Annotated in this window: 24 protein-coding genes; 12 read left to right on the forward strand and 12 right to left on the reverse strand. The window is 70.9% G+C overall.

Annotated features, from left to right (window positions below; all coding sequences use genetic code 11):
- Window positions 1–14: 14 nt before the first annotated feature.
- Window positions 15–1,205, reverse strand: coding sequence for an ROK family protein (locus tag ACXJJ3_RS38970; protein ID WP_458167000.1), 1,191 nt, complete (start codon window positions 1,203–1,205; stop codon window positions 15–17).
- A 110-nt stretch (window positions 1,206–1,315) separates the two neighbouring features.
- On the opposite strand from ACXJJ3_RS38970, the gene ACXJJ3_RS38975 reads away from it, so the two are divergent.
- From ACXJJ3_RS38975 to ACXJJ3_RS38990, 4 genes are all read left to right on the forward strand, one after another.
- Window positions 1,316–2,980, forward strand: coding sequence for an extracellular solute-binding protein (locus tag ACXJJ3_RS38975; protein ID WP_458167002.1), 1,665 nt, complete (start codon window positions 1,316–1,318; stop codon window positions 2,978–2,980).
- Between the two features lie 64 nt (window positions 2,981–3,044).
- Window positions 3,045–3,935, forward strand: coding sequence for an ABC transporter permease (locus ACXJJ3_RS38980; protein WP_458167003.1), 891 nt, complete (start codon window positions 3,045–3,047; stop codon window positions 3,933–3,935).
- Window positions 3,932–4,837 carry a carbohydrate ABC transporter permease gene (locus tag ACXJJ3_RS38985; protein ID WP_458167004.1) on the forward strand — a complete coding sequence of 302 codons (906 nt, stop codon included), beginning with the start codon at window positions 3,932–3,934 and terminating at the stop codon, window positions 4,835–4,837. Before ACXJJ3_RS38980 ends, ACXJJ3_RS38985 begins: the two co-directional genes overlap by 4 nt.
- 4 nt (window positions 4,838–4,841) lie before the next feature.
- Window positions 4,842–5,447: a beta-galactosidase gene (locus ACXJJ3_RS38990; RefSeq protein ID WP_458167005.1), complete on the forward strand. Its 606-nt coding sequence runs from the start codon at window positions 4,842–4,844 to the stop codon at window positions 5,445–5,447.
- On the opposite strand, the gene ACXJJ3_RS38995 is transcribed toward ACXJJ3_RS38990, so the two are convergent.
- A complete protein-coding gene (locus tag ACXJJ3_RS38995; RefSeq protein WP_458167006.1) occupies window positions 5,425–6,417 on the reverse strand; it encodes a LacI family DNA-binding transcriptional regulator in 993 nt (330 codons plus the stop codon). The genes ACXJJ3_RS38990 and ACXJJ3_RS38995 overlap by 23 nt on opposite strands.
- Window positions 6,326–7,261, reverse strand: a complete 936-nt coding sequence (locus ACXJJ3_RS39000) for an EamA family transporter (protein ID WP_458167007.1) — start codon at window positions 7,259–7,261, stop codon at window positions 6,326–6,328. Before ACXJJ3_RS39000 ends, ACXJJ3_RS38995 begins: the two co-directional genes overlap by 92 nt.
- Window positions 7,262–7,301: 40 nt before the next feature.
- Here ACXJJ3_RS39000 and ACXJJ3_RS39005 point away from each other — a divergent pair, with 40 nt between their 5' ends.
- The 4 genes from ACXJJ3_RS39005 (at window position 7,302) to ACXJJ3_RS39020 (ending at window position 11,625) form a co-directional block, all read left to right on the forward strand.
- Window positions 7,302–7,793 carry a MarR family winged helix-turn-helix transcriptional regulator gene (locus ACXJJ3_RS39005; protein WP_458167008.1) on the forward strand — a complete coding sequence of 164 codons (492 nt, stop codon included), beginning with the start codon at window positions 7,302–7,304 and terminating at the stop codon, window positions 7,791–7,793.
- Between the two features lie 109 nt (window positions 7,794–7,902).
- Window positions 7,903–9,810, forward strand: a complete 1,908-nt coding sequence (locus tag ACXJJ3_RS39010; RefSeq protein ID WP_458167009.1) for a glycosyltransferase family 4 protein — start codon at window positions 7,903–7,905, stop codon at window positions 9,808–9,810.
- A 44-nt stretch (window positions 9,811–9,854) separates the two neighbouring features.
- Entirely contained in the window at window positions 9,855–11,291 is a 1,437-nt protein-coding gene (locus tag ACXJJ3_RS39015) for a glycosyltransferase family 87 protein (protein WP_458171997.1), read from the forward strand.
- Between the two features lie 73 nt (window positions 11,292–11,364).
- Window positions 11,365–11,625 (forward strand): WhiB family transcriptional regulator, encoded by a 261-nt coding sequence (locus tag ACXJJ3_RS39020; RefSeq protein WP_458167010.1) that lies wholly within the window; start codon window positions 11,365–11,367, stop codon window positions 11,623–11,625.
- Here the strand turns inward: ACXJJ3_RS39020 and ACXJJ3_RS39025 are convergent.
- From ACXJJ3_RS39025 to ACXJJ3_RS39040, 4 genes are all read right to left on the reverse strand, one after another.
- On the reverse strand, window positions 11,622–12,470 hold the full coding sequence (locus ACXJJ3_RS39025) for an ATP-grasp domain-containing protein (protein ID WP_458167011.1): 849 nt from the start codon (window positions 12,468–12,470) through the stop codon (window positions 11,622–11,624). The two genes, ACXJJ3_RS39020 and ACXJJ3_RS39025, sit on opposite strands and share 4 nt — an antisense overlap.
- Window positions 12,415–13,899, reverse strand: a complete 1,485-nt coding sequence (locus ACXJJ3_RS39030; RefSeq protein WP_458167012.1) for a hypothetical protein — start codon at window positions 13,897–13,899, stop codon at window positions 12,415–12,417. Before ACXJJ3_RS39030 ends, ACXJJ3_RS39025 begins: the two co-directional genes overlap by 56 nt.
- A 212-nt stretch (window positions 13,900–14,111) precedes the next feature.
- Window positions 14,112–15,362 carry a DUF2064 domain-containing protein gene (locus tag ACXJJ3_RS39035; protein WP_458167013.1) on the reverse strand — a complete coding sequence of 417 codons (1,251 nt, stop codon included), beginning with the start codon at window positions 15,360–15,362 and terminating at the stop codon, window positions 14,112–14,114.
- A complete protein-coding gene (locus ACXJJ3_RS39040; protein ID WP_458167015.1) occupies window positions 15,359–16,009 on the reverse strand; it encodes a glycosyltransferase family 2 protein in 651 nt (216 codons plus the stop codon). The genes ACXJJ3_RS39035 and ACXJJ3_RS39040 overlap by 4 nt, the downstream gene beginning before the upstream one ends.
- A gap of 122 nt (window positions 16,010–16,131) precedes the next feature.
- Here ACXJJ3_RS39040 and ACXJJ3_RS39045 point away from each other — a divergent pair, with 122 nt between their 5' ends.
- Together ACXJJ3_RS39045 and ACXJJ3_RS39050 are read left to right on the forward strand one after the other, a co-directional pair.
- The gene (locus ACXJJ3_RS39045; RefSeq protein WP_458167016.1) at window positions 16,132–16,830 is read left to right on the forward strand and encodes a response regulator transcription factor; all 699 of its coding nucleotides are present in this window, start codon (window positions 16,132–16,134) and stop codon (window positions 16,828–16,830) included.
- Complete coding sequence (locus ACXJJ3_RS39050) at window positions 16,827–17,969, forward strand: sensor histidine kinase (protein ID WP_458167018.1); 1,143 nt, start codon at window positions 16,827–16,829, stop codon at window positions 17,967–17,969. Before ACXJJ3_RS39045 ends, ACXJJ3_RS39050 begins: the two co-directional genes overlap by 4 nt.
- Here the strand turns inward: ACXJJ3_RS39050 and ACXJJ3_RS39055 are convergent.
- Together ACXJJ3_RS39055 and ACXJJ3_RS39060 are read right to left on the reverse strand one after the other, a co-directional pair.
- Window positions 17,966–18,976 (reverse strand): NAD-dependent epimerase/dehydratase family protein, encoded by a 1,011-nt coding sequence (locus tag ACXJJ3_RS39055; RefSeq protein WP_458167019.1) that lies wholly within the window; start codon window positions 18,974–18,976, stop codon window positions 17,966–17,968. The genes ACXJJ3_RS39050 and ACXJJ3_RS39055 overlap by 4 nt on opposite strands.
- Window positions 18,973–19,743 carry an S-methyl-5'-thioadenosine phosphorylase gene (locus tag ACXJJ3_RS39060; RefSeq protein WP_458167020.1) on the reverse strand — a complete coding sequence of 257 codons (771 nt, stop codon included), beginning with the start codon at window positions 19,741–19,743 and terminating at the stop codon, window positions 18,973–18,975. Before ACXJJ3_RS39060 ends, ACXJJ3_RS39055 begins: the two co-directional genes overlap by 4 nt.
- Before the next feature lie 86 nt (window positions 19,744–19,829).
- On the opposite strand from ACXJJ3_RS39060, the gene ACXJJ3_RS39065 reads away from it, so the two are divergent.
- Window positions 19,830–20,318: a hypothetical protein gene (locus ACXJJ3_RS39065; protein ID WP_458167021.1), complete on the forward strand. Its 489-nt coding sequence runs from the start codon at window positions 19,830–19,832 to the stop codon at window positions 20,316–20,318.
- A gap of 82 nt (window positions 20,319–20,400) precedes the next feature.
- Here the strand turns inward: ACXJJ3_RS39065 and ACXJJ3_RS39070 are convergent, their stop codons facing one another.
- On the reverse strand, window positions 20,401–22,743 hold the full coding sequence (locus ACXJJ3_RS39070; RefSeq protein ID WP_458167023.1) for an HAD-IC family P-type ATPase: 2,343 nt from the start codon (window positions 22,741–22,743) through the stop codon (window positions 20,401–20,403).
- An 85-nt stretch (window positions 22,744–22,828) separates the two neighbouring features.
- Here ACXJJ3_RS39070 and ACXJJ3_RS39075 point away from each other — a divergent pair, with 85 nt between their 5' ends.
- Window positions 22,829–23,779: an RNA polymerase subunit sigma-70 gene (locus ACXJJ3_RS39075; RefSeq protein ID WP_458167025.1), complete on the forward strand. Its 951-nt coding sequence runs from the start codon at window positions 22,829–22,831 to the stop codon at window positions 23,777–23,779.
- An 11-nt stretch (window positions 23,780–23,790) separates the two neighbouring features.
- Here ACXJJ3_RS39075 and ACXJJ3_RS39080 read toward each other — a convergent pair whose 3' ends face one another.
- Window positions 23,791–23,931 (reverse strand): hypothetical protein, encoded by a 141-nt coding sequence (locus ACXJJ3_RS39080; RefSeq protein WP_458167027.1) that lies wholly within the window; start codon window positions 23,929–23,931, stop codon window positions 23,791–23,793.
- A 118-nt stretch (window positions 23,932–24,049) separates the two neighbouring features.
- Window positions 24,050–25,705 (reverse strand): bifunctional 3'-5' exonuclease/DNA polymerase, encoded by a 1,656-nt coding sequence (locus tag ACXJJ3_RS39085; RefSeq protein ID WP_458167029.1) that lies wholly within the window; start codon window positions 25,703–25,705, stop codon window positions 24,050–24,052.
- Window positions 25,706–25,748 lie beyond the last annotated feature (43 nt).

Here is a 25,748-nt window from a genome sequence, read left to right on the forward strand (position 1 = left end):
CCGGGTCCCAGCGCTCAGGGGGTGGGGAGGTGGCCGGTGGTCAGGGGGGTCATGGCCTGGGCGGCGGCGCCCAGGGGAGTGGCGGTGGTGGGGAAGGTGGAGGGGACGACGGCGCAGCCGCCGGCGTCGGGGGCGACGGTGGCCTCGTGAAGGGCCTTGTCGATCGCCGGGGTGAGGTGGGCGGCGAGCAACGCGTAGGCGCCGCCCAGGACGACTGCCTCGGGATTGAGCAGGTTCACGATCGCGGCGATGCCGTGGCCCAGGTGGGTGCCGGCGTCGGCCAGGGCGGTGGCGACGGCCGGGTCGGCGGCGTCGGCGCGGCGGACCAGCGTGTCGAGCTGGTGCTGCGGGTCGTCGTCGATCGTGCCGTCGACCCGGGTGAGGATCGCCGGCAGGCTCGCGAGCGCCTCGAGGCAGCCGCGTCGCCCGCACCCGCACAGCGGCCCGTCCGGTAGGACCCGCAGGTGGCCGATCTCCCCGACGTACCCGAGATGCCCGCGGAGCGGACGACCGTCGATGATGATGCCCGCGCCGACGCCGGTGTCACCGGTCAGCTGGACGAGGTTCGCGGCCCCCGCCAGCGGCCCGTACAGATGCTCGGCGAGCACCCCCAGCGACGCGTCGTTGTCGACCGTCACCGGAATGTCCGGCCGCCCGAGCGCCCCGGCCAGCTCCGCGCGCAGCGGTACGTCCCGCCACCCGAGCCCGGCCGCCAGGACGACGCTGCCCTCGCGATTCACCAGCCCCGGTACGCCGACCGTGATGCCGAGGATCCGCCGCCCCGAGGACTGCACCGCGGTGACCGCCCGCCGAGCCAGCGCCGCCAGCGCCGCGATCGTCTTCGCCGGTCCGGCGTCGACACCCGGCCCGGCCCGGTGCCAGCGCAGGACCTGCTCGCCCGCGGTGTCGCAGCCGAGCGCGGTCAGCCCACGCGCGCTCACCTCGAGCCCGATCGTCGCGTACGCCGACCCGTCGAGGACCAGGAGCGTCGCCGGGCGGCCGACGTGGTTCTGGGTCTGCTGGGTCTCGCGGACCAGCCGGCGCTCCAGCAGCTCACCCACGATGCTCGTCACCGTCGCCTTGTTCAGCCCGGTCCCGGCGGCGATCGCGGCCCGCGAGCAGGGCGCCGCACGGCGCAGGTGCCCGAGCACCGCGGCCAGGTTGGTGGCGCGAATGTCGGTGTGGTCCGCGGTCTGTGTGCTCAAGGTCCGTTCCCGTCGGGCGGCAGTTCTGGATCAGTTCTACACCTTGTCGCGCTCTCGGCTCTGCGTTAATTTGTTTGGCTACTAGCCAAACTAAGCCTAGGGGATGCGACGTGACCGGACCAGTGATCGGCGGAGCCAGCCGCCGGACCTTCATCTCCCTGCTCGGTGCCGGCGCGGCGGCGGCCGCGGGCGGGGTGACACTGACCAGCTGTTCCAAGGGCGGCAGCGGCTCGAGTACGTCGGGACGCGCCGAGACCGAGGACAAGCTGGCGGGGCTGCTGCCGAAGTACGTCCCGTACGAGCCGGTCAAGCCGGACCTGCCGGGCGCGAACGGCGCGTCGCCGGCCTTCGCGCACTACCCGAGCGAGCTGAAGCGCGGAGTTCCGGACACGATGGTGCCGAGCGGCAAGGAAGTGTCCGCGATGACGCCGCTGTGGAGCCCGATCCCGCCGCTGACCGGCAACTCGTACTTCGCGGCGAACAACGAACGGATCGGTGCGCCGGTCAAGTTCAACATCCTGAACGGCAACGACTACGGCGACAAGCTCGGCCCGATTCTTGCCGCCGGCAACGTCCCGGAGCTGCTCTGCGTCCCGGGCTGGAACATCTCCGGGCTGACCCGGTTCGGTCAGGCGGTGGACAAGCTGTTCGAGGACCTGACGCCGTTCCTGGCCGGCGACAAGGCGGCGGCGTACCCGATGCTGGCGAACCTGCCGACCCGCGCCTGGGCGTACGGCGTCTGGAACTCGCAGCTCAAGGCGGTCCCGTTCCCGTCCGACGGCTTCCCGTGGATGCTGATGTACCGCAAGGACCTGTTCGACCAGCTCGGCGCGCAGCCGCCGAAGAACTCGGACGACCTGCTGGCGCTGGGCAAGCAGCTGACCGACGCGAAGGCGGGCCGGTGGGCGTTCGGCAGCGTCGCGGACGAGGTGATCCGGTCGTTCGGGGCGCCCGGGAGTTGGCGCAAGGACTCCAGCGGCAAGCTCGTGAACAAGATCGAGACGCCGGAGTACGCGGAGGCGGTCGCGTTCCTGCGCAAGCTGTTCCAGTCGGGATATGTGCATCCGGAGGTGGTGGCGAACGCCGGTGCCGACGAGAACGCGCTGTTCGAGGGCGGGAAGCTGCTGATCCGGCAGAACGGGCTCGGCGGCTGGCACGAGTCGTTGCAGCGGCAGGCACCGATCAACCCGAAGTTCGACCCGCAGCCGGTGCTGCCGTTCGCGGCGGACGGCAGCACGCCGATCGTGTGGAGCGGTGAGCCGGCCGGGATCTTCACGTTCGTGAAGAAGGGGGTCGGGCCGGACCGGGTGAAGGAGTTGCTCGGGGTGCTGAACTACACGTCGGCGCCGTTCGGGACACAGGAGTACCAGCTCGCGACGTACGGGGTGGAGGGCAAGCACTACGTGAAGCAGGCGTCCGGTGCGCCGAAGCTGACCGCGCTCGGGCAGAAGGAGGTATCGCAGACGTACGTGTTCCTCGGCGGGCGGCCGACGGCCATCACCGAGAGCGAGTATCCGGGGTACGTCCAGTCGATGAGCGCCTGGCAGAACGCGGCGGCGAAGGTGCGGGAGAAGAACCTGTTCGACGGGATCCGGGTCGAACAGCCGGCCAAGATGGCGGCGCTGGCGCAGCCGTTCGACGATGCGTTGCAGGACATCCTGCGCGGGCGGCGGCCGGTCGGCGAGCTGAAGACCGCGGTGAAGCAGTGGCAGGACAACGGCGGCAACGAAGGCCGGGACTTCTACGCCAAGGTCCTCAGTGACAACGGTCGGTAGGGTCCGCCTGCGGACGGCGAGGGCACGAACCGCTCGCGCCGGCGGGATGGGGTTCAGGCATCGGGTGCGGCGCGACTGGCCGTTGCTGGTGATGGTGGCGCCGGTGGTGGTGCTGCTCGGGGTGTTCCACTACTTCCCGACGTTGGGGAACGTGATCGCCTTCCAGGACTACTCGCCGTACGCCGGGATCCGGGGCAGCGACTTCATCGGGTTCGGGAACTTCCAGCGGATGTTCGCCGAGCCGGCGTTCTGGCGAGCCGTGCTGAACACGCTCTCGATCACCGCCGTCCAGCTGATCTTCTTCTTCCCTGTCCCGATCGCGCTGGCCCTGCTGCTGAACAGCGTCTTGTCCGCGAAGATCCGGAACATCGTCCAGGGCGTCGTCTACCTGCCGCACTTTTTCTCCTGGGTCCTCGTCGTCTCACTGTTCCAGCAGATGATCGGCGGCGCCGGGCTGCTCGCCCAGACCTTGCGCGACCACGGGCACCAGGCCGTCGACCTGATGACGAAGCCGGACACGTTCATCCTGCTCGTCACCGCGCAGGCGGTCTGGAAGGACGCCGGCTGGGGCATGATCGTCTTCCTCGCCGCGCTGTCCACCATCAACCCCGCGCTCTACGAGGCCGCCGCGGCCGACGGTGCGAACCGCCGGCGCCGGCTCTGGCACATCACCCTGCCGGGCCTGCGCCCGGTGATCGTGCTACTGCTGATCCTGCGGCTGGGCGACGCGCTGACCGTCGGCTTCGAGCAGTTCATCCTGCAACGCAGCGCGGTCGGCGGCGGGGCCGCGGAAGTCCTCGACACGTACGTCTACTACCAGGGACTGCTCGTCGGCGACTTCGGCTACGGCGCCGCCGCCGGTCTGTTCAAGGGCGTCGTCGGTCTCGTCCTGGTCCTGGTGGCCAACCGTTTCGCCCACCTGGTGGGCGAGCAGGGGGTGTATTCGCGCTCATGAGCGAAAGAGCTGTCTGGGAAGAGGAACCGACCCTCGTCGACCGGCTCGGCCGGCCGTTGGTGCTGGTGCTGATCACGCTCGCCGTCGCGTTCCCGCTGTACGTCGTCGTGGTGACGAGCCTGTCGACGACCGAGGCGGTGACCCGCGCGGGCGGGCTGGTCGTCGTACCGCGTGAGCTCACGGTCGCGGCGTACGTGCAACTGCTCTCCGGGGGAGTGGTGACGAAGGCGCTGGTGATCAGCGTGGCGATCACCGCGATCGGTACGGCGTTCAGCCTCGGTATCACCGTGCTGGCGGCGTACGGGCTGTCCCGGCCGGGCTCGTTGTTCCACCGGCCGCTGCTGTTCGTGGTGCTGCTGACGTTCCTGTTCGGACCGGGCATCATCCCGAGCTACCTGGTGGTGAACTCGCTCGGCCTGATCGACCACTACGCGTCGCTGATCCTGCCGGCGGCGATCTCGGCGTTCAACCTGATCGTGATGCGGTCGTTCTTCATGGGCATCCCCGCGGAGCTGATCGACAGCGCCCGGATCGACGGCGCCGGGGAGTTGTCGATCCTGCGCCGGATCGTGCTGCCGCTGTCGAAGGCGGTGGTCGCGGTCGTCGGGCTGTTCTACGCGGTCGGGTACTGGAACGCCTTCTTCAACGCGCTGTTGTACATCAACGACAACACCAAGTGGCCGTTGCAGATGGTGCTGCGGACGTACATCGTGCAGCAGCAACCGCTGCCGACCGGTGCCGGCGGGGTGGCGTCCGGCGTCGGGATCGGACTGCAACCGGCGCCCGGGCTGGCGATCAAGATGGCGATCGTGGTGATCGCGATCGTGCCGGTGCTGCTGGTCTACCCGTTCATCCAGCGGCACTTCCAGAAGGGCGTCATCATCGGCGCCGTGAAAGGCTGAGTTCGTGAACCTTTGGTACGGCGGGGACTACAACCCCGAGCAGTGGGATCCGGCGGTCTGGAAAGAGGACGTCGACCTGATGCGTCGGGCCGGGGTGAATCTGGTGACGGTGGGGGTGTTCTCGTGGTCGAGCCTCGAGCCGCGGCCGGGGGAGTACACGTTCGGGTGGCTGGACGAGGTGCAGGAGTTCCATCCGCTTGGCGAGGGGGTCGCGCTGGCGTCCGGTGGGCGGGGGCGGCTGTGGGCCGAGGACGTGCAGGCGTTCGCGGCCGAGGTTGTCGATCGGTACGCCGGGGGAGTGCTCGACGGCAGGCCCGCGATCACTCGGCGGCAGGCCGGAGCTGGTACGGCGTGGTACGTGTCGACCGAGCTGGACGACGAGACAGCAGGCGCGCTCGTCGAGCAGCTGACGGGAGCTGACGGTGTTGCCGAGGTGGAGACGATCCAACGGCGGTCGGGTGACACGTCGTGGACGTTCCTGATCAACCACGGCGAGGACGTCGTCGTACCTGCGACGGGCGTCGAGCTGGTGAGTGGGACGACCGTCGACGGCGAGCTGCAGCTACCGGCCGGAGGCTACGCGGTCGTCAGGTGCTCGCGCGCGCAGTGAGCGCGGGCGGCACCAGCGTCAGCTCCGGCACCGTACCGCCGTCGAGCTTGGCGATCAGCGACTCGACCGCCTGAGCGCCGATCTGTTCCGCGGGGATCGTCACCGACGACAGCTGCGGGACCTGGCGCTCGGCGACGTCGTCCGCGCAGATCGCCACCAGTGCCATGTCCTCCGGTACCCGGCGGCCGAGCCGGCGCAGGACGTCGAGCAGCGGGCCGATGATCGGCTCGTTCTGGACGACGAGCCCGGTGAGGTCGGGATGTTCGTCCAGCAACTGCCCGACGGTCTGCAGGATCGCGTCGAACGTGTGCTCACACGGCGTCTCCACCCCGAGGACCCCACGCCGTACGGCGGCCTCCGCGAACCCGGCGAGCGTCCGCGCCGCGAAACCGGTCTGCCGTTCGTACACGGCCGACGGCGTACCGAGCAGGGCCAACGAGCGATGACCGAGGTCGGCCAGGTGGTCCACGCACCGCGCGCCCGCGGCGGTGAAGTCGAGGTCGACGCAGGTCAGCCCGTCGGCCTGCTCGGGGTACCCGATCAGCACCGACGGCATCGGCAGCTCGCGGAGCACCGGAACCCGCTCGTCGTGCAGCTCGACGTCCATCACGACCAGCGCGTCGACCAGCGAGCTCTGCGCGACCCGCTCCAGCCCGTCGGGCCCTTCGTCGGCGGTCAGCAGCAGTACGTCGTGGTCGTACCGGCGGGCTGTGGTCACGACGGCGGCCGCGAACTGCATCATCACCGGGACGTGCATCCCGGTCCGCAGCGGCATCACCAGCGCCAGCACGTTCGACCGCTGGCTGGCCAGGGCGCGGGCGCTCGCGTTCGGCCGGTACCCGAGGGCGCGGACGCTGCGCTGCACGCGCTCGCGGGTGTCAGGCGAGATCGTCCGTTTGCCGCTGAGTACATAGGACACCGTGCTGGTCGCCACCCCGGCGTGCCGCGCGACGTCCCCGATCGTGACCATGCCGCCATGATGGCACCTGACTCACCGCGATGCCGAGGAACACCAGCGCGAGTCCGCATGTCTGGCGCCCGGTCAGTACGTCGCCGGACCACAAGACGCCGAGCAGTACGCCGGTGACCGGGTTCAGCAGACCGATCAACCCGACGGTCGCGGCCGGCAGCCGGCGGAGGCCCGCGAACCACGCGGTGAACGCGAGCGCGGTGGCGATCAGGCCGACGTACGTGAAGCCGGCGACGGCGGGGAGGTCGAGGTGTGGCGGCGCGCCTTCGATCAGCAGCGCGAACGGGATCAGGACCAGACCGCCCGCGATCAACTGCCACGCGGTGGACGCGATCGACGCGCGGCCCCACTTCTTCGCCAGCACGTACCCGAACGACGACATCGTCAACGCCGCAGCCGAAGCGGCGACTCCGCGCAGGTCGACGGCGGCAGCGCCGGTGCCGAGCAGCAGGACGACGCCTGCGATACCGGAGGTGGCTCCGGTCAGCACGAGGACGGTCGGGCGCTCCGCGAGCAGTCCCCACGCGAACAGCGCCATCGTGAACGGCGCCGCGGACATGATCGTCGACGCGAGGCTGACCGGGAGCAGCTGTGACGCGAGGTAGATCAGCGCGAAGAACGCGCCCATGTTGCAGATCCCGAGGACGAGCGAACGCCACCACCAGACGCCGCGGGGGAGCTGCCGGGCGAGCGCGAGCAGCAGCAGTCCCGCGGGCAGTGCACGGAAGACCGCGCCGTACAAGGGATGTCCGGCCGGCAGGTACTCGTGGGTGACGAAGTAGTTGGTGCCCCACGCGATCGGTGCGATCGCGGTGACCAGTGTCCAGCGGAAGGTATCTTCCATGGAAAACACTATATCTTCCCGGGAAGATATAGTGGAAGGCGTGGATCATGTGGCACGTATCCAGGCGGAATGGCGGGCCGAGCGGCCGGACGTCGACACCGCGCCGCAGGGCGTGATCGGCCGGCTGCACCGGATCGCCAACCAGTTGACCGGCGAGCTCACATTGCTTTATGCGCAGTTCGGCCTGACGGAGGGCGAGTTCGACGTACTCGCGGCGCTGCGCCGGGCGGGAGCGCCGTACGAACGGGCGCCGGGGGAGATCGCGCTGCACACGATGGTGACCACCGGAGCAGTGACCAAGCGGGTCGACCGGTTGGAGACCGCCGGTCTGGTCCGGCGGCGGCGCAGCGACGCGGACGGCCGCGGCCGCGTGGTCCGGCTGACTCCCGCGGGACGGCGGCTGATCGACAAGGCGTTCACCGCGCACATGGCCAACGAGCAGCGGTTGCTCGGCAGTCTCGACGCCGCTGAGCGGGCGCAGTTGGAGACCTTGCTCACGACCTGGCTCGCCCAGCTCGAGCCGCCCGGCTGAAACAGCGGCAAGACACGGGCGGCGGAAGTGCGCGGGCTTGCGAACTAGTCGTATATTGCCTGCTCAGGGCCCCGTACAGCCGGTGTCCATTGAAGTTTCAGGAGTGTGAGTGGGCGGACCACATGTCGTCATGCTCGTTGCGAACGACATCACCAACGACACCCGGGTACTGAAGGAAGCCGTCGCTCTGGGGAAGGCGGGCTACCGGGTGACCCTGCTCGGCGTGACGACCGCCGGGCGTACGTTGGTGGACACCATCGACGGCGGGGTCGTGATGATCCGGCTGCCGGGGCGTTTCGTGCTGCGCGACGAACGGAACCGGCGGCGGTACGAGCGCCGCAGCCGGCGACTGCTCGGCGTACAGGCGGATCCGGCGCGCTCGGCGCGGATCGCGGCCCGGGTCGCGGACCTGCGGGCCGAGTCCGGACGGGCCCTGGCCGGTCGCCGGGACGGCTCGCTCGGGCGGGTCGGGTTCCAGGCCGGCCGGGTCGCGCGCGCCGTACGTCGTCGTCGCTGGCAGCTCGCGCAGACCGCGTTGTCCTCCGGGGCGTGGCTGACCGACTACGAGAGCCGCAAGGCCTCGGACCTGTGGCAGTGGTGGGACGGCTGGCTGCCGGCCCGGCGCGGGATGGTGAACTGGCGGTCGATCATCCCCGAGGCGGACGACTACGAGGCGATCTTCGCCGACATCCTCGACGACCTGGCGCCGGATGTCCTGCATGCGCACGACATGCACGTGATCGGTGTCGCGTCCCGCGCCGCCGGACGCGCCGCGCTGCGCCGTCGTACCGTCAAGGTCGTTTACGACGCCCACGAATACGTCGCGGGTTTGTCGGAGTACGGCGGCCGCACGCCGCGGACGATCGCGGCGTGGGCGCAGCACGAACGTGAGTACATCAAGACCGTCGACCGAGTGGTCACGGTCAGCCCGGAGATCGCCCGGACGCTGCAGACGCGCTACAAGCTGGACCGCGAGCCGACCGTGGTGATCAACAGCCCGCAGTTGTCCACGGACGCCACGTCCGGCACCGACATCCGGACGGCCGCCGGGCTGCCGGACGACGTACCGCTGCTGGTGTACAGCGGTGGAATCACCCGGGCACGTGGCGTCGAGACCGCGGTTGCGTCGCTGTCGTCGCTGCCCGGCGTACATCTGGCCGTGGTCTGCGTACCGCACGCGGGGACGCGGCCGGTGGCCGAGTTGCGGGACCAGGCCGTCGCGTTGGGTGTCGCCGACCGGGTGCACTTCCTGGATCCGGTGCCGACCAGCGAGGTCGTGCCGTTCCTGCGGACCGCCGACATCGGGCTGATCCCGATCCTGCGGTACCCGAGCCACGAGATGGCGCTGCCGAACAAGGTCTTCGAGTACACGTTCGCCGGGCTGCCGGTCGTCACCAGCGACATGCCGACGCTGGTCGAGTTCGTCGGCAAGACCGGGATCGGCGAGGTGTTCGCGGTCGAGGACCCGGACTCGCTCGCGGCCGCGGTGCAGCGGATCCAGCGCGACCCGGCGGCGTACCGCGAGCGGACGACGGATCCGGGACTGCGCAAGGAGATGTCCTGGGAGGCCCAGGCCGGACACCTGCGCGACCTGTACGCCGACCTCGTCGGCCCGCCGGTGCTCGACCAGGAGCCCACCAAGCTGGTGATCGGGCCGATGGGCGCCACCGCGGCCGAGCAGTGGGTCCGCGAGCTCGGCCCGGTCGCGAGCATCCGGGAGAAGCTCACGCTCCGCGACCTGGACGGCATCACGCACCTGCTGATCGAGGACTGGCAGTCGCTGCTGGAGAGCGAGCAACTGGGGACCGATCTGCCGATGCTCGCGGCGTCCCGGGTCAAACACGCGGTGGTGGTGTACGGGCGCGTCGATCGGGAACAGGTGCGCCGCAAGGCCAGGGCGTACGGCGGAACTGTCTTCGTCACCGATCGCGTCATCGCGGACGCCGTCGCCGGCACTCGGTGGTTGCCGGCGGGGCCCGAGGGGACCGAAGTGCTCCGGGCGTTCCTGGCCGAGTGACACGCCGGGACCCGGCCTGTCGCCAGGTGAGCCGATAGGGGATGATGCCGACCGTGACCGGACCACGACGCGAGCTCGCGCTGACGCCGGCGGAGGCCGATCCGGCCATCGCCGGCCTGACTGTCGGGCTCGGCGGTCCGTCCGGCCGGTTCGCCCGGCTGAGTTCGTCGTGGTGGACGCCGCTGCGGATCGCGCTCGCGGTCTGCACGATCACGTTCGGTCTCGGCGTACTGCAGAAGGCGCCCTGTATGGAGGCGGGCTGGGACCGGCAGAGCTGGCGGCCGTTCAAGGCGCTGTGCTACTCCGACATCGGGTTCCTCTACCAGGAACGCGGTTTCGCGGAGGGGAACCGGCCGTTCCTGGACACCGGCAACTACCCGGTCCTGGAGTACCCGGTGCTGACCGGCGGCTTCATGGAGGTCGCGGCGCAGATCACCTGGCTGATGACCGGCGACCCGAAGAAGGACATCACCGTCGAGCAGAAGCGCGACACGGCGGGCGTGTTCTTCCTGGTCAACACCGTGATGCTGTTCCTCTGCGCGTTGCTGATCGTCGGTCTCACGGTCGCCACCGCGCGCGGCGTCGCGACCCGTCCGGGCGCGGCCCGCGGACAGCCGCTGAACGCGCTGTACGTCGCCGCCGCGCCGGTGCTGGCGCTGACGTCGACGATCAACTGGGACCTGTTCGCGGTCGCGCTGACGGCCGGGGCGATGTATGCCTGGTCGCGCGGGAAACCCATCTGGTTCGGCATCCTGCTCGGGCTCGGGACGGCGGCGAAGTTCTACCCGTTCCTGCTGCTCGGCCCGTTGCTGATCGTGTGCCTGCGCGGCAAGAAGCTCGGGTCGTGGTTCCAGGCGGCGATCGCGGCGGCGGTCGCGTGGGGTCTGGTGAACGCGCCGATCTACCTGCTCGCGAAGAACGAGTGGCTGTCGTTCTGGCAATTCAACGACCAGCGGGAGAGCGACTACGGCTCGATCTGGTACGTGCTGAAGCTCGCGAAACACGAGGTCACCGACGTCAACCAGCTGAACATCGTGATCTTCGCCGGGCTCTGCCTGTCGATCGCGATCCTCGGGCTGATGGCCCCGAGGCCGCCTCGTTTCGCGCAGCTCGCGTTCCTGGTGGTGGCGGCGTTCCTGCTGATCAACAAGGTCTACTCACCGCAGTACGTGCTGTGGCTGCTGCCGCTGGTGGCGCTCGCGCGGCCGCGGCTGCGGGACTGGCTGATCTGGCAGGCCTGCGAATGCTTCTACTGGATGCTCGTCTGGATGCATCTGGCGCAGTTCCTGCAACCGGGTGATCCGAACGTTCCGGACCGGATCTACTGGTTGTCGGTGATCCTGCGAATGGCCGGCACGCTCTGGCTGATGGTGGTGGTCGCGCGCGACATCCTGCTGCCGGAGAAGGACCCGGTCCGGCAGGGCGATCTGATCGACGACCCGTCGGACGGCGTCCGGTCCCGCGCGCTCGCGACCGCCTGACGAATGTCTACTAACTAGATCATATTTCGAGACAAAGGCTGCGCGGGGTCCGCGGCGATCTACCGTCGGTGTCATGAGGCCGACGCTGACCGTGATCGTGGATCCCGCCGACCGCTGGATGAGCCGCGCCGCGTGTATCGGCCAGGCGCCGGCGTACGACGAGACCGCGTCGCGCTGGGAACAGGCCAAGGCGCGGGAGCTGTGCCTGCGGGCGTGCCCGGTGCTGGAGGAGTGCCGGGAGTGGGCACGGCGGACGAAGTACACCGGAACGGCCGCCGGCGAGACCCTGCTCTACGGACGCCGCCGCGGCCACCCGGAATCCGCCGCGAGCTAGAGCCTTCCGGCGACAGCCGCCGCGAGCGTGTCGACGGCGGCGGGGGACTGTGGGAAGAACAGGTACGGCTCGATGAGCTCGATCTCCATCAGCTGGAACCTGTCGTTGACCACGACGCCGTCGACCCGGGCGTAGACCGGTGTCGGGCCGGATGCGGTCAGCGCGGCCTGGGCGCTCTCCAGGACGGCCGCGGGCGGTTCCGCGAGGGTGGTCTGGCCGCCGTAGAACTCCTGCACGCGGTAGTCGCCGTCCGCGGGCCGCTTCACGACCGCGTGGCTGAACTCGCCGTCGAAGAACAGCAGCGACCACTCGCCCTCGGTCTGGATCTCCGGGACGAACGGCTGCACCAGGTACACCAGGTCCGGCAGTTCGGCGAGGGCCTGCTCGAGCTCGGGGGAGCCGGCCACGCCGCGGACCGTGTGCAGCGCGTTGCCACTCACGGTCGGCTTGATCACGATCTGCGTGCCGTTCAGCCCGGCGACCACCTCGCGCAGGCACGCGCCCGCGGCGACCTGTGACGGGACGATCGACACGCCGCGCTCGCGGAGCTCGAGCAGGTACTTCTTGTCGCTGTTCCAGCGGACCAGACCGGTGTCGTTGAGCACCGGTACGCCGGCCTTGTCGAGCTGGGCGAGCCACTCGGTGAATTCGGCGTACAGCAGGAAGTAATCCCAGACCGTACGCAGCAGGACCGCGTCGTACACGGACCAGTCGATCGACGGGTCGGTCCAGACCTCGACCACCGGCTCGAGACCGTGCGCACGGAGCGCGTCGAGGAGCGGGCGGTCGTCAGGGTGCAGCTCGGCGAGTTCGGCCGAGGTTGCCAGGGCGATGCGTTTTGTCACGCCCGCCAGTGTTCGTGGGCAGGGGCGGTGCGGTCAAACCTGATACGGCAACGAATCGGTGACGGATCGTGACGGCTGCTCCGACGACGACGGCCGCGGCGAGGTAGACGAGACCCTGGCGGGTGTCGTGGCCGTAGCTCGCGTAGGCCAGGTACGCGGCGAGCGGTACGGCGATCCACTCCGGGCGCCGGGCGAGTGCGGCGAGGGCGATCAGCGGCAGGCCGTACCAGGGGTACGTCGGCGTCGCGATCAGGAGCGCGGCGCCGTACAGCCAGCAGCAGGTGAGCGCGATCGGGTCGGTCTTCGTCCGGTGGAACGCGAGGGCGGCAAGCCCGAGCGCGAGAGCCGCCGCGACGAGCTGCCGGGCCTCAGGAGGCAGCAGGAGCGCGAGAATCGCCGATCGCGAGCTGCCGTCGTCGAAGCCTTCCTGGTTGAGATAGCCGGGGAGAAAGCCGAGCACGAGCGTGCCGACCGCGAGCAGGTGCGGGACGTAGCCGGCTGCGAAGGTGCCTAAGGCAACTATTGGTTTGCGGCGGCGGAAGGCGGGAAGCAGGAGCAGGGGGAGGAGCTTCACGCTGCCGGCCGCGCCGAGGAGGATCGCGGCGAGGCGGGGGCGGCGTGCGGTGGTGATCACGGCGGCGGTGATGAACAGGGCGGCGAGGACGTCGACGTGGGCCGCACTCCCGGCCTCGAGGGCGACGATCGGTGACCAACCCCACAGGGCGGCCCAGCGCGGGTTCTGTACGGCGAGTAGCCAGGTGAGCGCGATCGCGATCAACGCCGCCGCGATCTGCAGGCCCAGCGTGCCGGCGGACCACGGCGTCACCAGCGCGACCACCGCGAAGTACGCCTCCGCGACCGGCGGGTAGATCGTCGGCACCCCCGGCCGGTTGATCCGCGTCCGCGCATCGTCCACCGGCAACCGCGCCGGATCGTCAGGGATCCCGCTCACCCCCGACCGCTGCGCCGGCGACAACCCCGGGAACAGCACCGGATCCCTCAGCTTCGCGAGCGCGTCGTCCAACGGCACATACCGGTACGGCGAATGCCCCGCCAGCTGCACCCGCCCGTCCCACACGTACCGATAAGCGTCCGTACTGGTGATCGGCGCCTGCAAAACCCCCGGCACCTGACAGGCAGCCGCCACAACCACCACCGCTGCGATACTCAACCCTCGCCCGAACCGCCACACCACCCCGGCGACGATCACAGTCCCCACCACCAGCACGACATCCCCCCACCACCCGCGCGCGACGGCCCCCATCACCACAACCCCCACCCCAACCGCCACCAGGGCACCCGCCACCGCACCCACCGCCGCACCCGCACCCGCCGCACCCGCCACCACCGCACGCGCCGCCGCCAGGGCACCCGCCGCCGCGCGCGCCACCGCACCCGCCGCCACCGCCGCCGCGCGCGCCGCCACCACCCCGGCCGCCGCGCGCCGACCATCGCCCGGCGGCCGGGGCGTTTGAGGGGTTAACCCTTGACCTTGCCGGTTGCCACTCCGCATGCCGGGGGTAGAACCCTCCATTTCAGAGGTTGACCTCTGAAATGGACGGCGGCGGCGCTCGGCGGGGCGGCGGCGCTCGGCGGGGCGGGGGAGCTTGGCGGGGCGGGGGTGGTTGGGGGTGGGCGGCGTCATGCGGTGCGGCGGAGGGTTAGGAAGGCTCGGTGGGGGGTGCGCCAGTCTTCGGTGGGGTGTAGGGGGGTGGTGCGGGCGTGGCGGAGCAGGGTGTGGGCGCCTACTCTTGCCCAGGGCAACGGGGTGGAGCGGCGGCCGGTGGAGGTGTGCAGGACGATCGGGGTGCTGTCGTCGAGGTCGTCGTCGGGGTCGACCTCGACCAGGACGAGGCCGTCGGGGCGGACGAGTTCGGCGCAGCGGCGGAGCAGGTCGGCGGGGTCGCCGCCGATGCCGATGTTGCCGTCCATCAGGACGACGCTGCCCCAGCGCCCCTCGCCGGGCAGTGGTTCCTGGACCGGCCGGTGCAGCGCGGCCGCCCCGCGGGACGTGGTCAGCGACACCGCCCGCGGCGACACGTCCACCCCGAGCGCGGGAATCCCACGCTCGGCCAGCGCCGTCACGATCCGCCCCGGACCGCATCCGATGTCCAGCACCGGCCCCTCGCACCGGCTCAGCGCGAGCCGGTCCACCTCGTCCGCGGGCGCCGCCCACCGCTCCAGCTCGGACAGCGCCGGTACCGTCCGCCCGTCGATGCCCGTGGCAACGACCCGCGCCGTCCCGCCGAGCGCCTGCTCGAAGAGCAGCCCGGGATGGGCCGAGTGCAGCAGCCGCGCGTACAACCGCGACACCCGCAACTCCGGGAACTCGGCCGCGAGGTACGCCGCGTCCTTCGGCGTGTCCATGTCCCGCAGCGTCGGCAGCATCCCGACCCGCATCCCGAGCGCCCGCAGCCGCCGCAGCTGATCGCGTCCGGTGTGCTCGGTCGACATCGGTACGCCGGCCAGCGCCCGGCGGTCCGGCGTCCGCAACCCGAGGCACCAGTACCCGCCGTCCTCGGTCAGCCCGAGTACCGCGTCGTACCCGCCCCACTCGAACCCGAGCAGCTCCGGCGTCACCTGTGGCGTGTCCATCCCGACGAGCAGCATCGGCGACCCGTCGTCCGCGTCCTCGAACGCCGCCGCGATCCGCTCGCCGAGCCCGTGCCCGCGCTGCGCGACCACCTCGAACCCGCGCGGCAACCACGTCCCGGGCGTACCCTCCAACGAGATCACGCCCCGCGCCCCGGTCGCCCGTACGGCGCTCAACGTGTCGACGAGCGACGCCCGCGCCAACGCCGCCGCCTCCCGCGGCGTGAACTCGGTCTGCAGGCGCGTCTTCACCCGCCCGGGCACGGGCTCCTTCGCGATCACGATCACGGTGCCGTTCACCCGGCCAGCACCTTCGACATGTCCAGGACGGCGCGCGCCGCGCCCAACGGCGTACCGGTCACCTTGGACCGTCCGGAGCGCGGCAGGTAGTCGACGTCGACCTCGGCGATCCGCCAGCCCGCGTCGGCGGCCCGGACAACCGTCTCCAACGGATACCCAGAGCGTCGGTCCGTCAGCCCGAGCCCGAGCAGCGCCGTACGCCGCGCCGCCCGCATCGGCCCGAGATCGTGCAACGCGACGCCGGTACGCCGCCGGATCCGCCGCGACAGCTCGGCGTTCGCGAGCCGCAGGTGCCACGGCCAGGCCCCGCGCGACACCGGCCGACGCCGCCCGAGGATCAGGTCTGCCCGTCCGCTCTCGACCGGTGCCGTCACCCGGACCAGCTGCCGCGGATCGAGCGACGCGTCCGCGTCCATCACCGCGACCACGTCGGCCGTCGCCGCCTCCAGCCCGGCGTGGCACGCGGCGCCGTACCCCTTGAGTTCGCAGGCCACCACGCTCGCGCCGAGCCGTGCGGCGACGGCGGCCGAGTCGTCGGTGGAGCCGTTGTCGACGACGATCGCGCGGACGCCGTCCGGGAGCCGTTCGAGGATCCAGGGCAGGGCGGCCGCCTCGTTCAGGCACGGCAGGACGAGATCGACGGGCATTCTTCGACGGTAAGGACGACGGCCCGCGGACGGTGCCGGATTCCGGCTACGGGTCGCTTACGGCGTACTGCGTTCCGGTGCCGGTGCGGCTGCGGGCCGTGCGAAGGATCTACGCTCGGGGCGTGGCTACTCGTGTGCTCGTCGTCGACGACGACCCGACCGTGTCCAACGTCGTCTCGGCGTACCTGACCAAGGCCGGGTACGACGCCCGCGTGGTCGCGGACGGGCTGTCCGCGGTCGAGGTCTGGCAGCAGTGGAAGCCGTCCGTCGTGGTCCTCGACGTGATGCTCCCCGGCCTGTCCGGCCTCGAAGTACTGCGCCGCATGCGCGCGGCGGACGACGGCGCCGCGGTGATCATGCTGTCGGCGCGCGGCGAGGAGGAGGACCGGCTGGTCGGCCTCGAGGTCGGCGCGGACGACTACGTGGTCAAGCCGTTCAGCCCGCGCGAACTGACGCTGCGTGTGCAGGCGATGGTCCGCCGGGAGGAGCGGCTGGCCGGGCTCGACCTGACGCCGACGAAACTCAGCGCCGGACCGGTCACGGTCGACACCGCGGCCCGGCGCGCGTACCTCGGCGAGGAGGAGCTGTCGCTGACGCATCGGGAGTTCGACCTGCTCGCGTACCTGGTGTCGCACGCCGGCAAGGCGTACACGAAGGCCGAGTTGCTGCGCCGCGTCTGGGGCTGGGACTTCGGCGACTCGTCGACGGTCACGGTGCACGTACGGCGATTGCGGGAGAAGATCGAGGCGGATCCGTCGGACCCGAAGCTGGTGCTGACCGTGCCGCGGACCGGGTACCTGTTCGCGGGTGACGCCGGATGAAGGACATGGCCACGATCCTTGCCCTGACCACCTTGTGGACGTTGGTGGTCGCGGGGGTCGGAGCCGCGGTGTTGTGGCGGTTCCGCCGCCGGTCGTTGCGGATCACGATGATCGTCGCGGCGGTCGCGCCGATGGCGGCGGCGCTGGCGGCCGTACTGCAGAGTGTGCGGGCGATGTTCATCTCGCAGCACGACTCGTGGGTGGTGCTGTGGACGCTGGCGTTCGCGGCGCTGCTCGGGCTGGCGATGTCGGTCCTGCTCGGGCACTGGATCAGCACCGGTTCCCGGGACGTCGGGCGGCGGCTGCGGCATCTGGGGACGTCGTACGAGGCGCCCGAGATCGCCGGCGGCGCGGTGCCGGCGGAGCTGGCCGAGCTGACCGACGAGCTGGAGATGACCCGGAAGAAGCTCGCCGCGTCGCATGAGCGGGAGCTGGCGCTGGAGACGAGCCGGCGGGAGCTGGTCGCGTTCATGTCGCACGACCTGCGGACGCCGCTGGCCGGGCTGCGAGCGGTGTCGGAAGGGCTCGAGGACGGCGTGATCGACGACGTACCGGGGGCGCTGCGGCAGATGCGGACGACGGTGGACCGGATGACCGGGCTGGTCGACGACCTGTTCGAGCTGTCCCGGTTGTCGGCCGCGCCGCTGCCGCGCCGGCGGGCCGCGGTCAGTCTGCGGGAGCTGGCCGAGGACGTCGCGGGGGAGAACAACGAGCACGCCCGGGCCGAAGGCGTCCAGCTCGCGGTGTCGACGCCGGACGGGGACGATCGGCTCGCTGTCCAAGGCGATCCGGACGAACTGACCCGCGCCGTCACGAACCTGGTCGGCAACGCGATCCGGCATACGGCGCCGGGCGGAACGGTGACGCTCGCGGTGGACCGGGAGACCGACGGGCGGGTGCGGCTCGCCGTGACGGATGGGTGCGGCGGGATCCCGGCGGCCGACCTGGAGCGGGTGTTCGACGTCGGCTGGCGAGGCGACGAGCAGCGCACACCGGAGACCGCGTCGGCGAGCTCCGGGGGTGGGCTGGGGCTGGCGATCGCCCGCGGGGTGGTCGAGTCCCACGACGGAAAGATTGCCGTCAGCAACGTCGACGGCGGCTGCGCCTTCGAGATCGATCTCCCGCCGGTCCACAGCTAGGGGCGGATCACCAGCTCCGTCAGGCCTGTGGTCAGGTCGTATGCCGGTTTCCAGCTCAGGTCGGACTTGATGCGGTCGGACGACGCGGTGATGTGCCGGACGTCGCCGAGGCGGTACTCGCCGGTGACGATCGGCGGCGGGCCGGCGTACGCCGTGGAGAGCTCGGTGGCGACCTCGCCGATCGTGGTGACCGTCCCGCTGCCGACGTTGTACGCCGTGAACGCCGGCTGCTGGGGGAGTGCGTCAGCGGCCAGGACGACCGCGGCGGCGACGTCGCGGACGTGGACGAAGTCGCGGCGCTGGCGGCCGTCCTCGAACACGCGGGGTGCCTCACCACGTTCGAGCGCGGACCGGAAGATCGCGGCGACTCCGGCGTACGGGGTGTTGCGTGGCATGCCGGGCCCGTACACGTTGTGGAAGCGCAGCGCGGTGACCCGGCCGCCGGTCTCGCGGGCCCAGGTCGCGGCGAGGTGTTCGCCGTTGAGCTTGCTGGCCGCGTAGGCGTTCCGCGGGTCCGGTACGGCGTCCTCGGTGACGAGACCGGAGGCGAGAGACTTGCCGCAGTACGGGCACGGCGGTTCGAAGTTGCCGGCGTCGAGGTCCGCCGTACGGCGGGGTCCCGGGGCGACGGGTCCGTGGTCGGGGCAGTCGTAGCGGCCTTCGCCGTAGACGACCATCGAGCTGGCGTAGACGAGGTTGCGCACGTTCCCGAGCGACTTCAGCAGCACGGCGGTGCCGAGGCTGTTGGACGACACATAGTCGTCGATGTCGTCCAGCCGGACCCCGAGCCCGACCTTCGCCGCGAGGTGCACCACGGTGTCGAACCCGTCGTACACCCGCGGGTCGCGCACGTCTCCCACGATCACCCCGTCTCCCACCGCCCCCAGCTCCCCATGCACGTCCTCCCGAAATGAGTCGAGCACCACAACCTCGTGCCCGTCCTCCACCAACCCCCGCACCACATGCCGCCCGATAAACCCGGCCCCACCAGTCACGAGCACCCTCATCGCGCAACACCTGTGCCGTCGAGGGTGTGGTGGCAGGGGCAGTCGGTGGTGGTGTCGGGGAGCTGGGTGATGACTGTTCTGAGGAGCTCCTGCAGGCGTTGGATGCTGTGCTGAAACGCCTCGAACACCTCCGCTTGAGTGACTCCGGAGCCGGACGCGACACCAGCGTCGTGGTCCGTGACGACCGCGATCGACGTGTAGCAGAGCGCCAGCTCCCGAGCGATCGCAGCCTCCGGCGCCCCGGTCATCCCCACCACCGACCACCCCTGCGCGGCATGCCACCGCGACTCGGCCCGGGTGGAGAACCGCGGCCCGTTGATCACCACCATCGTCCCCTCCGGTACGACGTTGCCGGCAGCAATCACCGTCGCGCGGCCAGCGGGACAGTACGGATCGGCCGCGTCGACGTGCACGACCTCGTCGTACACGGTCTGCTCCCGCCCCCACGTCCGGTCGACGTACTGGTCCGGCACCACGAACGTCCCGGGCGTCAGCTCCGGCCGCAGCGAACCCACCGCACACGGCCCGAGCACCTGCCGTACGCCGAGTTCGCGCAGCGCCCACAGGTTCGCGCGGTAGTTGACGCGGTGCGGCGGGAACCGGTGGTCCGCGCCGTGCCGCGGGACGAACGCCACCGACCGGCCGCCGAGGTCCCCGACGACCGGGGGCTCGCTGGGTGCGCCGAACGGTGTGTCGATCTCGATCCGCTCCGCGCCGGACAGGAACGAGTAGAACCCGGATCCGCCGAGTACGCCGATATCAGCCATGCAGGCGACGCTAGTGCCGCCGGACGCGCCGGCTACCGGATCCGGCCGGACCGTCAGCGCTCCGTAAGGAGTGGTCGAATGGTCCTGTGGAGATCTCCTGGGTGCTGCTCGCGGTGGGTGCCGTGCTGCTGCTGTTCGGCGCCTACGCGAGCTGGACCGCGGGGCGCCTCGACCGGCTGCACCACCGCGTCGAGCTGGCGCGGGCCGCGCTGGAGACCGAGCTGGCCCGCCGGTCGGCGCTGGTCGCGGAGCTGGCCGGGAGCAACATCCTCGACCCGGCGTCCGCGTTGCTGCTGCTGGATGCCGCGCACCGGGCCCGGGCCGCCTCGCTCGCCCCGGTCGAGGTACACGAGCAGGCCGAGTCCGCGCTGACCCGGGCGATCCATGCCACCGGCACCGACGTGGAGCCGTGGGCGGGGGAGCTGAGCCTGGCGATGCGCCGCGTGCAGCTGGCCCGCCGGTTCCACAACGACGTCGTGGGGTCGGCCCGCGACCTGCGGCACCGACGGCTGGTGGTGTGGTTCCGGCTCGCGGGCCGCGCGTCGATGCCGACCACGATCGAGCTCGAGGACTAGGTGGTGTCTGGCAATTCCCCGCCTACTGCGGGGCACCCGGCACGGCACCTCCTCGCTACGGCGCGGAATTGCCAGACACCACCTATGCCGTCCTGGTGCGCCGGACCCGTGCCTCGACCGCGCGGACGATCTCGATCAGGACGATGCCCACGGCCCCCATCGCCAGCCCGCCGAGCACCCGCCGCGGGCTGACCTCGAGCAGGAAGATCCCGTGCCCGATCGCCGGTACCAGCACGGCGACCGCGGCCAGCAGCGCCATCGCGGCCAGCAGCCCGGCCTTCCAGAGCCGGAACGGCCGCGCCTGGATCGACAACGTCCACAACGAGACGACGAGGACGACGATCGTGGTGACGGTCCGGGCCTCCGCGACGGTCGCCGCGGAGTCGAACACCCGCACCAGCCGGTAGCCCGTGAACGCGCAGAGCGCCGTGATCACGCCGACGGGGACGGCGAAGCGCAGTACCCGCCCGAGGAATCCGGGGATGTAGCGCTGCTTGTTCGGCCCGATCGCGAGGAAGAACGCCGGGATGCCGATCGTCAGGTTCGAGATCAGCGTCAGCTGGATCGGGGCCAGCGGATAGGCGACCAGGAAGACCGCGGTGGTCATTGTCAGCAGCAACGAGTACACGTTCTTCACCAGGAACAGCGTCGCCGCCCGCTCGATGTTCGCGATCACCCGGCGGCCCTCGGCGACCACGTCCGGCAGGTGCCGGAACTGCCCGTCGAGCAGCACCAGCTGCGCGACCGCCCGGGTCGCCGCCGAACCGTTGCCCATCGCAACACCGATGTCGGCGTCCTTCAGCGCGAGCGCGTCGTTCACGCCGTCGCCGGTCATCGCGACGACGTGCCCGCGCCGCTGCAGTGCCGCGACCATCGCGCGCTTCTGCTGCGGGCTGACCCGCCCGAACGCGGACGACTCGTCCAGTACCGCGGCCAGCTCGTCGAGGTCGTCCGGCAACGTCCGCGCGTCGACGGCGTCGTCCGCACCGTTCACCCCCGGTACGCCGACCGCGGCGGCGACCGCGCCGACCGTCCGCGGGTTGTCGCCGGAGATCACCTTCAGCGCGACGCCCTGCTCGGTGAAGTACTGCATCGTCGGTGCGGCATCCTCGCGGATCCGCTCGGCGAGGACGACGAGTGTCACCGGGACGAGCTGTCCGGGCAGCTGGTCGTCGTCCTGCGCCGTACCGCGGGCGAGGACGAGGACGCGGCGGCCCTGCGCGGCGATCTCGTCGGCCTGCGCGCGGGCGTCCGCGGTCGCCGGATCGGTGGTGTCGAGCAGCACCATCTCCGGCGCGCCGAGCACCCAGGTATCGGTTGCCGTCGTCACCGATTGCCACTTCCGCGCGGACGAGAACGGCACCCGCGCGAGCGCGGTCAGCGACGAGTCGGCGTACGACGCGGTGATCGCGCGGCCGGTGGCGTTCGGGGTGTCGGAGACGGCGGCGAGCGCGAGCGCTTCCTCGGTGCGGTGGTCGGCGCTCAGCGCTACGAGGTGGTCGAGGACGATCTCGCCGCTCGTCAGCGTGCCGGTCTTGTCCAGGCAGACCACGTCGACCCGCGCCAGACCCTCGACCGCGGGCAGCTCCTGGACGAGCGTGCGGCGCCGGGCCAGCGTGATGATCGCGAGCATGAACGCCAGCGACGTCAGCAGCACCAGCCCTTCCGGGATCATCCCGACGAGGCCGGCGACCGTACCGGTGACGGCGTCCTGCCAGCTGTGGTTGTCCTTGCTGCGGAACTGCGCCCAGAGCAGCAGCGGGCCGACGACCAGCAGGATCAGCGAGATCCGGCGGAGCAACAGGTTCGTCCCGGCGACCAGCTCGGACTTCGTGACCTGGTAGCGGCGGGCCTCGGCCGCGAGCTTCGCGGCGTACGTCGCCGAGCCGACCGAGGTCGCGGTGAAGTCGCCCTCGCCGGCGACCACGATCGCCCCGGAGCGGACCTCGTCGCCCGGCCGCTTGTGCACCGGGTCGGACTCGCCGGTCAGCATCGACTCGTCCAGCTCGAGGCCCTCGGAGCGCAGCACCGGGCCGTCGGCCGGCACCTGGTCACCGCTGCCGATCCGGACCAGGTCGTCCTGGACGACGTCCTCGATCCCGACCTCGTGGACCTGGCCGTCGCGGACTACCCGGACGTGCGTGACGTTCAGCAGCGCGAGCCGGTCAAGGGTCCGCTTGGCGCGGAGCTCCTGGAAGATGCCGATCCCGGAGTTCGTCAGGATCACGAAGCCGAACAGGGCGTTCTGCCAGCTGCCGGTGGCGATCACCGCGACCAGCAGGGTACCGAGCAGGCCGTTGAAGAACGTGAACACGTTCGCGCGGACGATCTGCCAGAACGTCCGGCTGGTCCGGACCTGGACGGCGTTCGTCCGGCCGTCGGCGACGCGTTTGGCGACCTCTGCTGCGGTCAGCCCACTGCCCATCAGACGTCCTCCTCGGTAGTGGGGGCGGGCAACCTGGCGGCGCCGACCAGCGTACCGGGGTGGACGTCGGTTTGAATGGACCTCTATGACATCGGCGGACGGGTTCGCGGAAGCGGCGGAACGGTACCGGCACGAGCTGCGCGTGCACTGCTACCGGATGCTCGGGTCGTTCGACGACGCGGAGGACGTCGTCCAGGAGACGCTGCTCCGGGCGTGGCGTGGCCGGCAGAGCTTCGAGGGCCGTTCGTCGCTGCGCGCGTGGCTGTACCGGATCGCGACCAACGTGTGCATCGACGACGTACGCCGTCCGCAGCGGGTGCTGCCGTACCAGCTGGAGCCGGCCTCGTTCCCCGCGACGGCGCTCCCGGCGCGGGAGGACGTGCCGTGGCTGCAGCCGTTCCCCGACGTACTGCTGGATCGCGCCGAGGAGCCGGACGCCGCGGCGATCCGGCGGGAGACGATCGAGCTGGCGTTCCTGCTCGCGATCCAGCACCTACCGCCGCGGCAGCGCGCCGTACTGATCTTCCGCGACGTCCTCGGCTGGTCCGCCAGGGAAACGGCCGCGGCTGTCGGGTTGTCCGTGGCGGCGGTCAACTCGGCCCTCCAACGCGCCCGCCCGGTACTCCGCGACCACCTGCCGGCACACCGCTCCGACTGGTCGGCCAACGCGCCGTCCGACGACGAACGCAAACTCCTCCAGCGCTACGTGACCGCCTGGGACAACGCCGATCCGGCCGCCTTGGCGGCCCTGATGCACGAGGACGTCCGCATCACGATGCCGCCGTACCCGTTCTGGTTCGAGGGCCGCGTCGACGCGCTCCGCTCCCTGACCCCGAACTTCGACGGCCGCTGGCGCTTCCACCCAACCACCGTGAACCGCCAGCCGGCACTGGCCGCGTATCTGCGATCGCCGGGCGGAAATACCTACCGATTGTTCGCGCTGGACGTCTTCCGGCTGGAATCCGGCCGCATCGCCGAGATCACTGCCTTCGAAACCACCGATCACCAAATGTACGGACTGCCCGCAGTGGTGTGAAGGAATCGTTGCTATCGGCCAAGTCGCTTCTGCGACTGCGCGTACCGCTTGGCTTCCTTCCAGGAGACCTTGACCGCCTCGCCGGACTCGACCTTGTCCTTCGTCTTGGATTCCTTCTTGGTGACTTCGCCTCGTCCGAACTTGCGGGCCATGACAGCACTTCCTTTCACCAGGCCTGGATATTCGCCTTCCCGAACTCCAGGCGACACCGAACATACAAGTGTGAGAGGCCAGGACCAGCTATTCGGTTCCCATCGAAATCCGGGCCGCCTATTTGGCGTCGGCGTACACCTGGACGGTTGCCGTCGTGAAGGCGAAGTTGGTCGGGGTCGGGCCGAACGTGAGGGTGCCGGCGAGGTCTCCGGCCTGCTGGATCGCGGCGGCGACCTGGTCGGCCTCGTCCGCGGGGCAGTGCACGATCACCTCGTCGTGCTGGAAGAAGACCAGCTCTGCCTTGAGCGGGGTGAGGGCCTGGCGGAGGGCGGCCAGGAGCAGCAGCGCCCAGTCGGCGGCCGAGCCCTGGACGACGAAGTTGCGGGTGAAGCGGCCGCGGGCGCGGGCGTGCCGGGGATCGGTGGTGGGTACGTCGGCGGGCGGTCCTTCGAGCAGCGCGGCGTCGAGGGCGTGACCGGCGGGCGGGCAGGTGCGGCCCAGGTACGTGCGGACCAGGCGGCCTTCCTCGCCGAGCCGGGCGGCGTCGTCGACGTACGCGACCGCCTGCGGGAACCGTTTGCGCAGCATCGCCAGGTTCTTCAGGCCGTCGCCCGACGTCTGCCCGTAGATCGCGCCCAGTACGGCGATCTTCGCCTGCGCGCGGTCACCCGCGAACGCCTGGTCGGACACGGCCTTGTACAGGTCGCCGGGATCGCTCGCGACCGCCATCAGCGCGGGATCGCGGGAGATCGCGGCCAGGATCCGCGGCTCCAGCTGCGACGCGTCCGCGACCACCAGTCGCCACCCGGGATCCGCGACCACCGCCCGCCGGATCACCTTCGGGATCTGCAGCCCGCCGCCGCCGTTGGTCACCCACCGGCCCGACACCGTCCCGCCCGGCAGGAACCCGGGCCGGAACCGCCCGTCGTGGACCCAGTCGTTCAACCAGCTCCACCCGTTCGCCGTGTAGATCCGGTAGAGCTTCTTGTACTCCAGCAGCGGCGCCACCGCCGGATGGTCCAGGTGCTCGAGCTCCCACTTCCGCGTCGACTTCACCTGATACCCGGCCTGCTTGAACGCCTTCAGTACGTCGGCCGGCAGCTCCGGCCGCACCCGATGCCCGAACGCGGCCGAGATCTCGTCCGCGAGCTCGGTCAGCCGGCGCGGTTCACCGGACCCGGCGAAGCGCTCGCCGAGCAGCTCGCTCAGCACCGCCCGGTGCGCGTCGGCGCTCCACGGCAGCCCGGCCAGGTCCATCTCGGCGGCGATCAGCATCGCGGACGATTCCGATGCCGTGAGCAACCGCATCCGGTCCGGGTACTCGGTCAGGCCGTGCCGCCGGAGCTGGTCGGCGTACACCTTCAGCAGCGCGCCGAACGGGACCGGCTCGACCGCGATCTCGAACAGCGACGACTGCTCACCCGGCACGACGGCGCGCAGCGGCGGATCGGCCGGCACCGGGCCGCCGCTCAACCGGCCCCACGCGGCCGCCGCGGACCGGGGCTCGCCGAGCCGGCCCTCGTGTCCGAGCAGCAGGCCCTCGGTGTTCTCGAGGTCGTAGCACCGCTCCACCCGGACACCGGCCGCGAGCAGCCGCGGGTAGATCTCCGCCGACGACCGCCACACCCAACGCGCCACCTGCGGCCGCGACGCCACCGCCGCGACCAGGTCGGGCTCGTGCCGAATCTCCCCGGCAGGCTGCCCGTCCGGGTGCAACGCGACCAGCGTCGCGCCCCCACCCTCGGCCGGGGCGATCGCCCACCTCTCGTCCACCCCCAAATCCTCACACCTCCCGCCGACACTCTCGCACCCCGCA

This window comes from Kribbella sp. WER1, assembly GCF_054189145.1.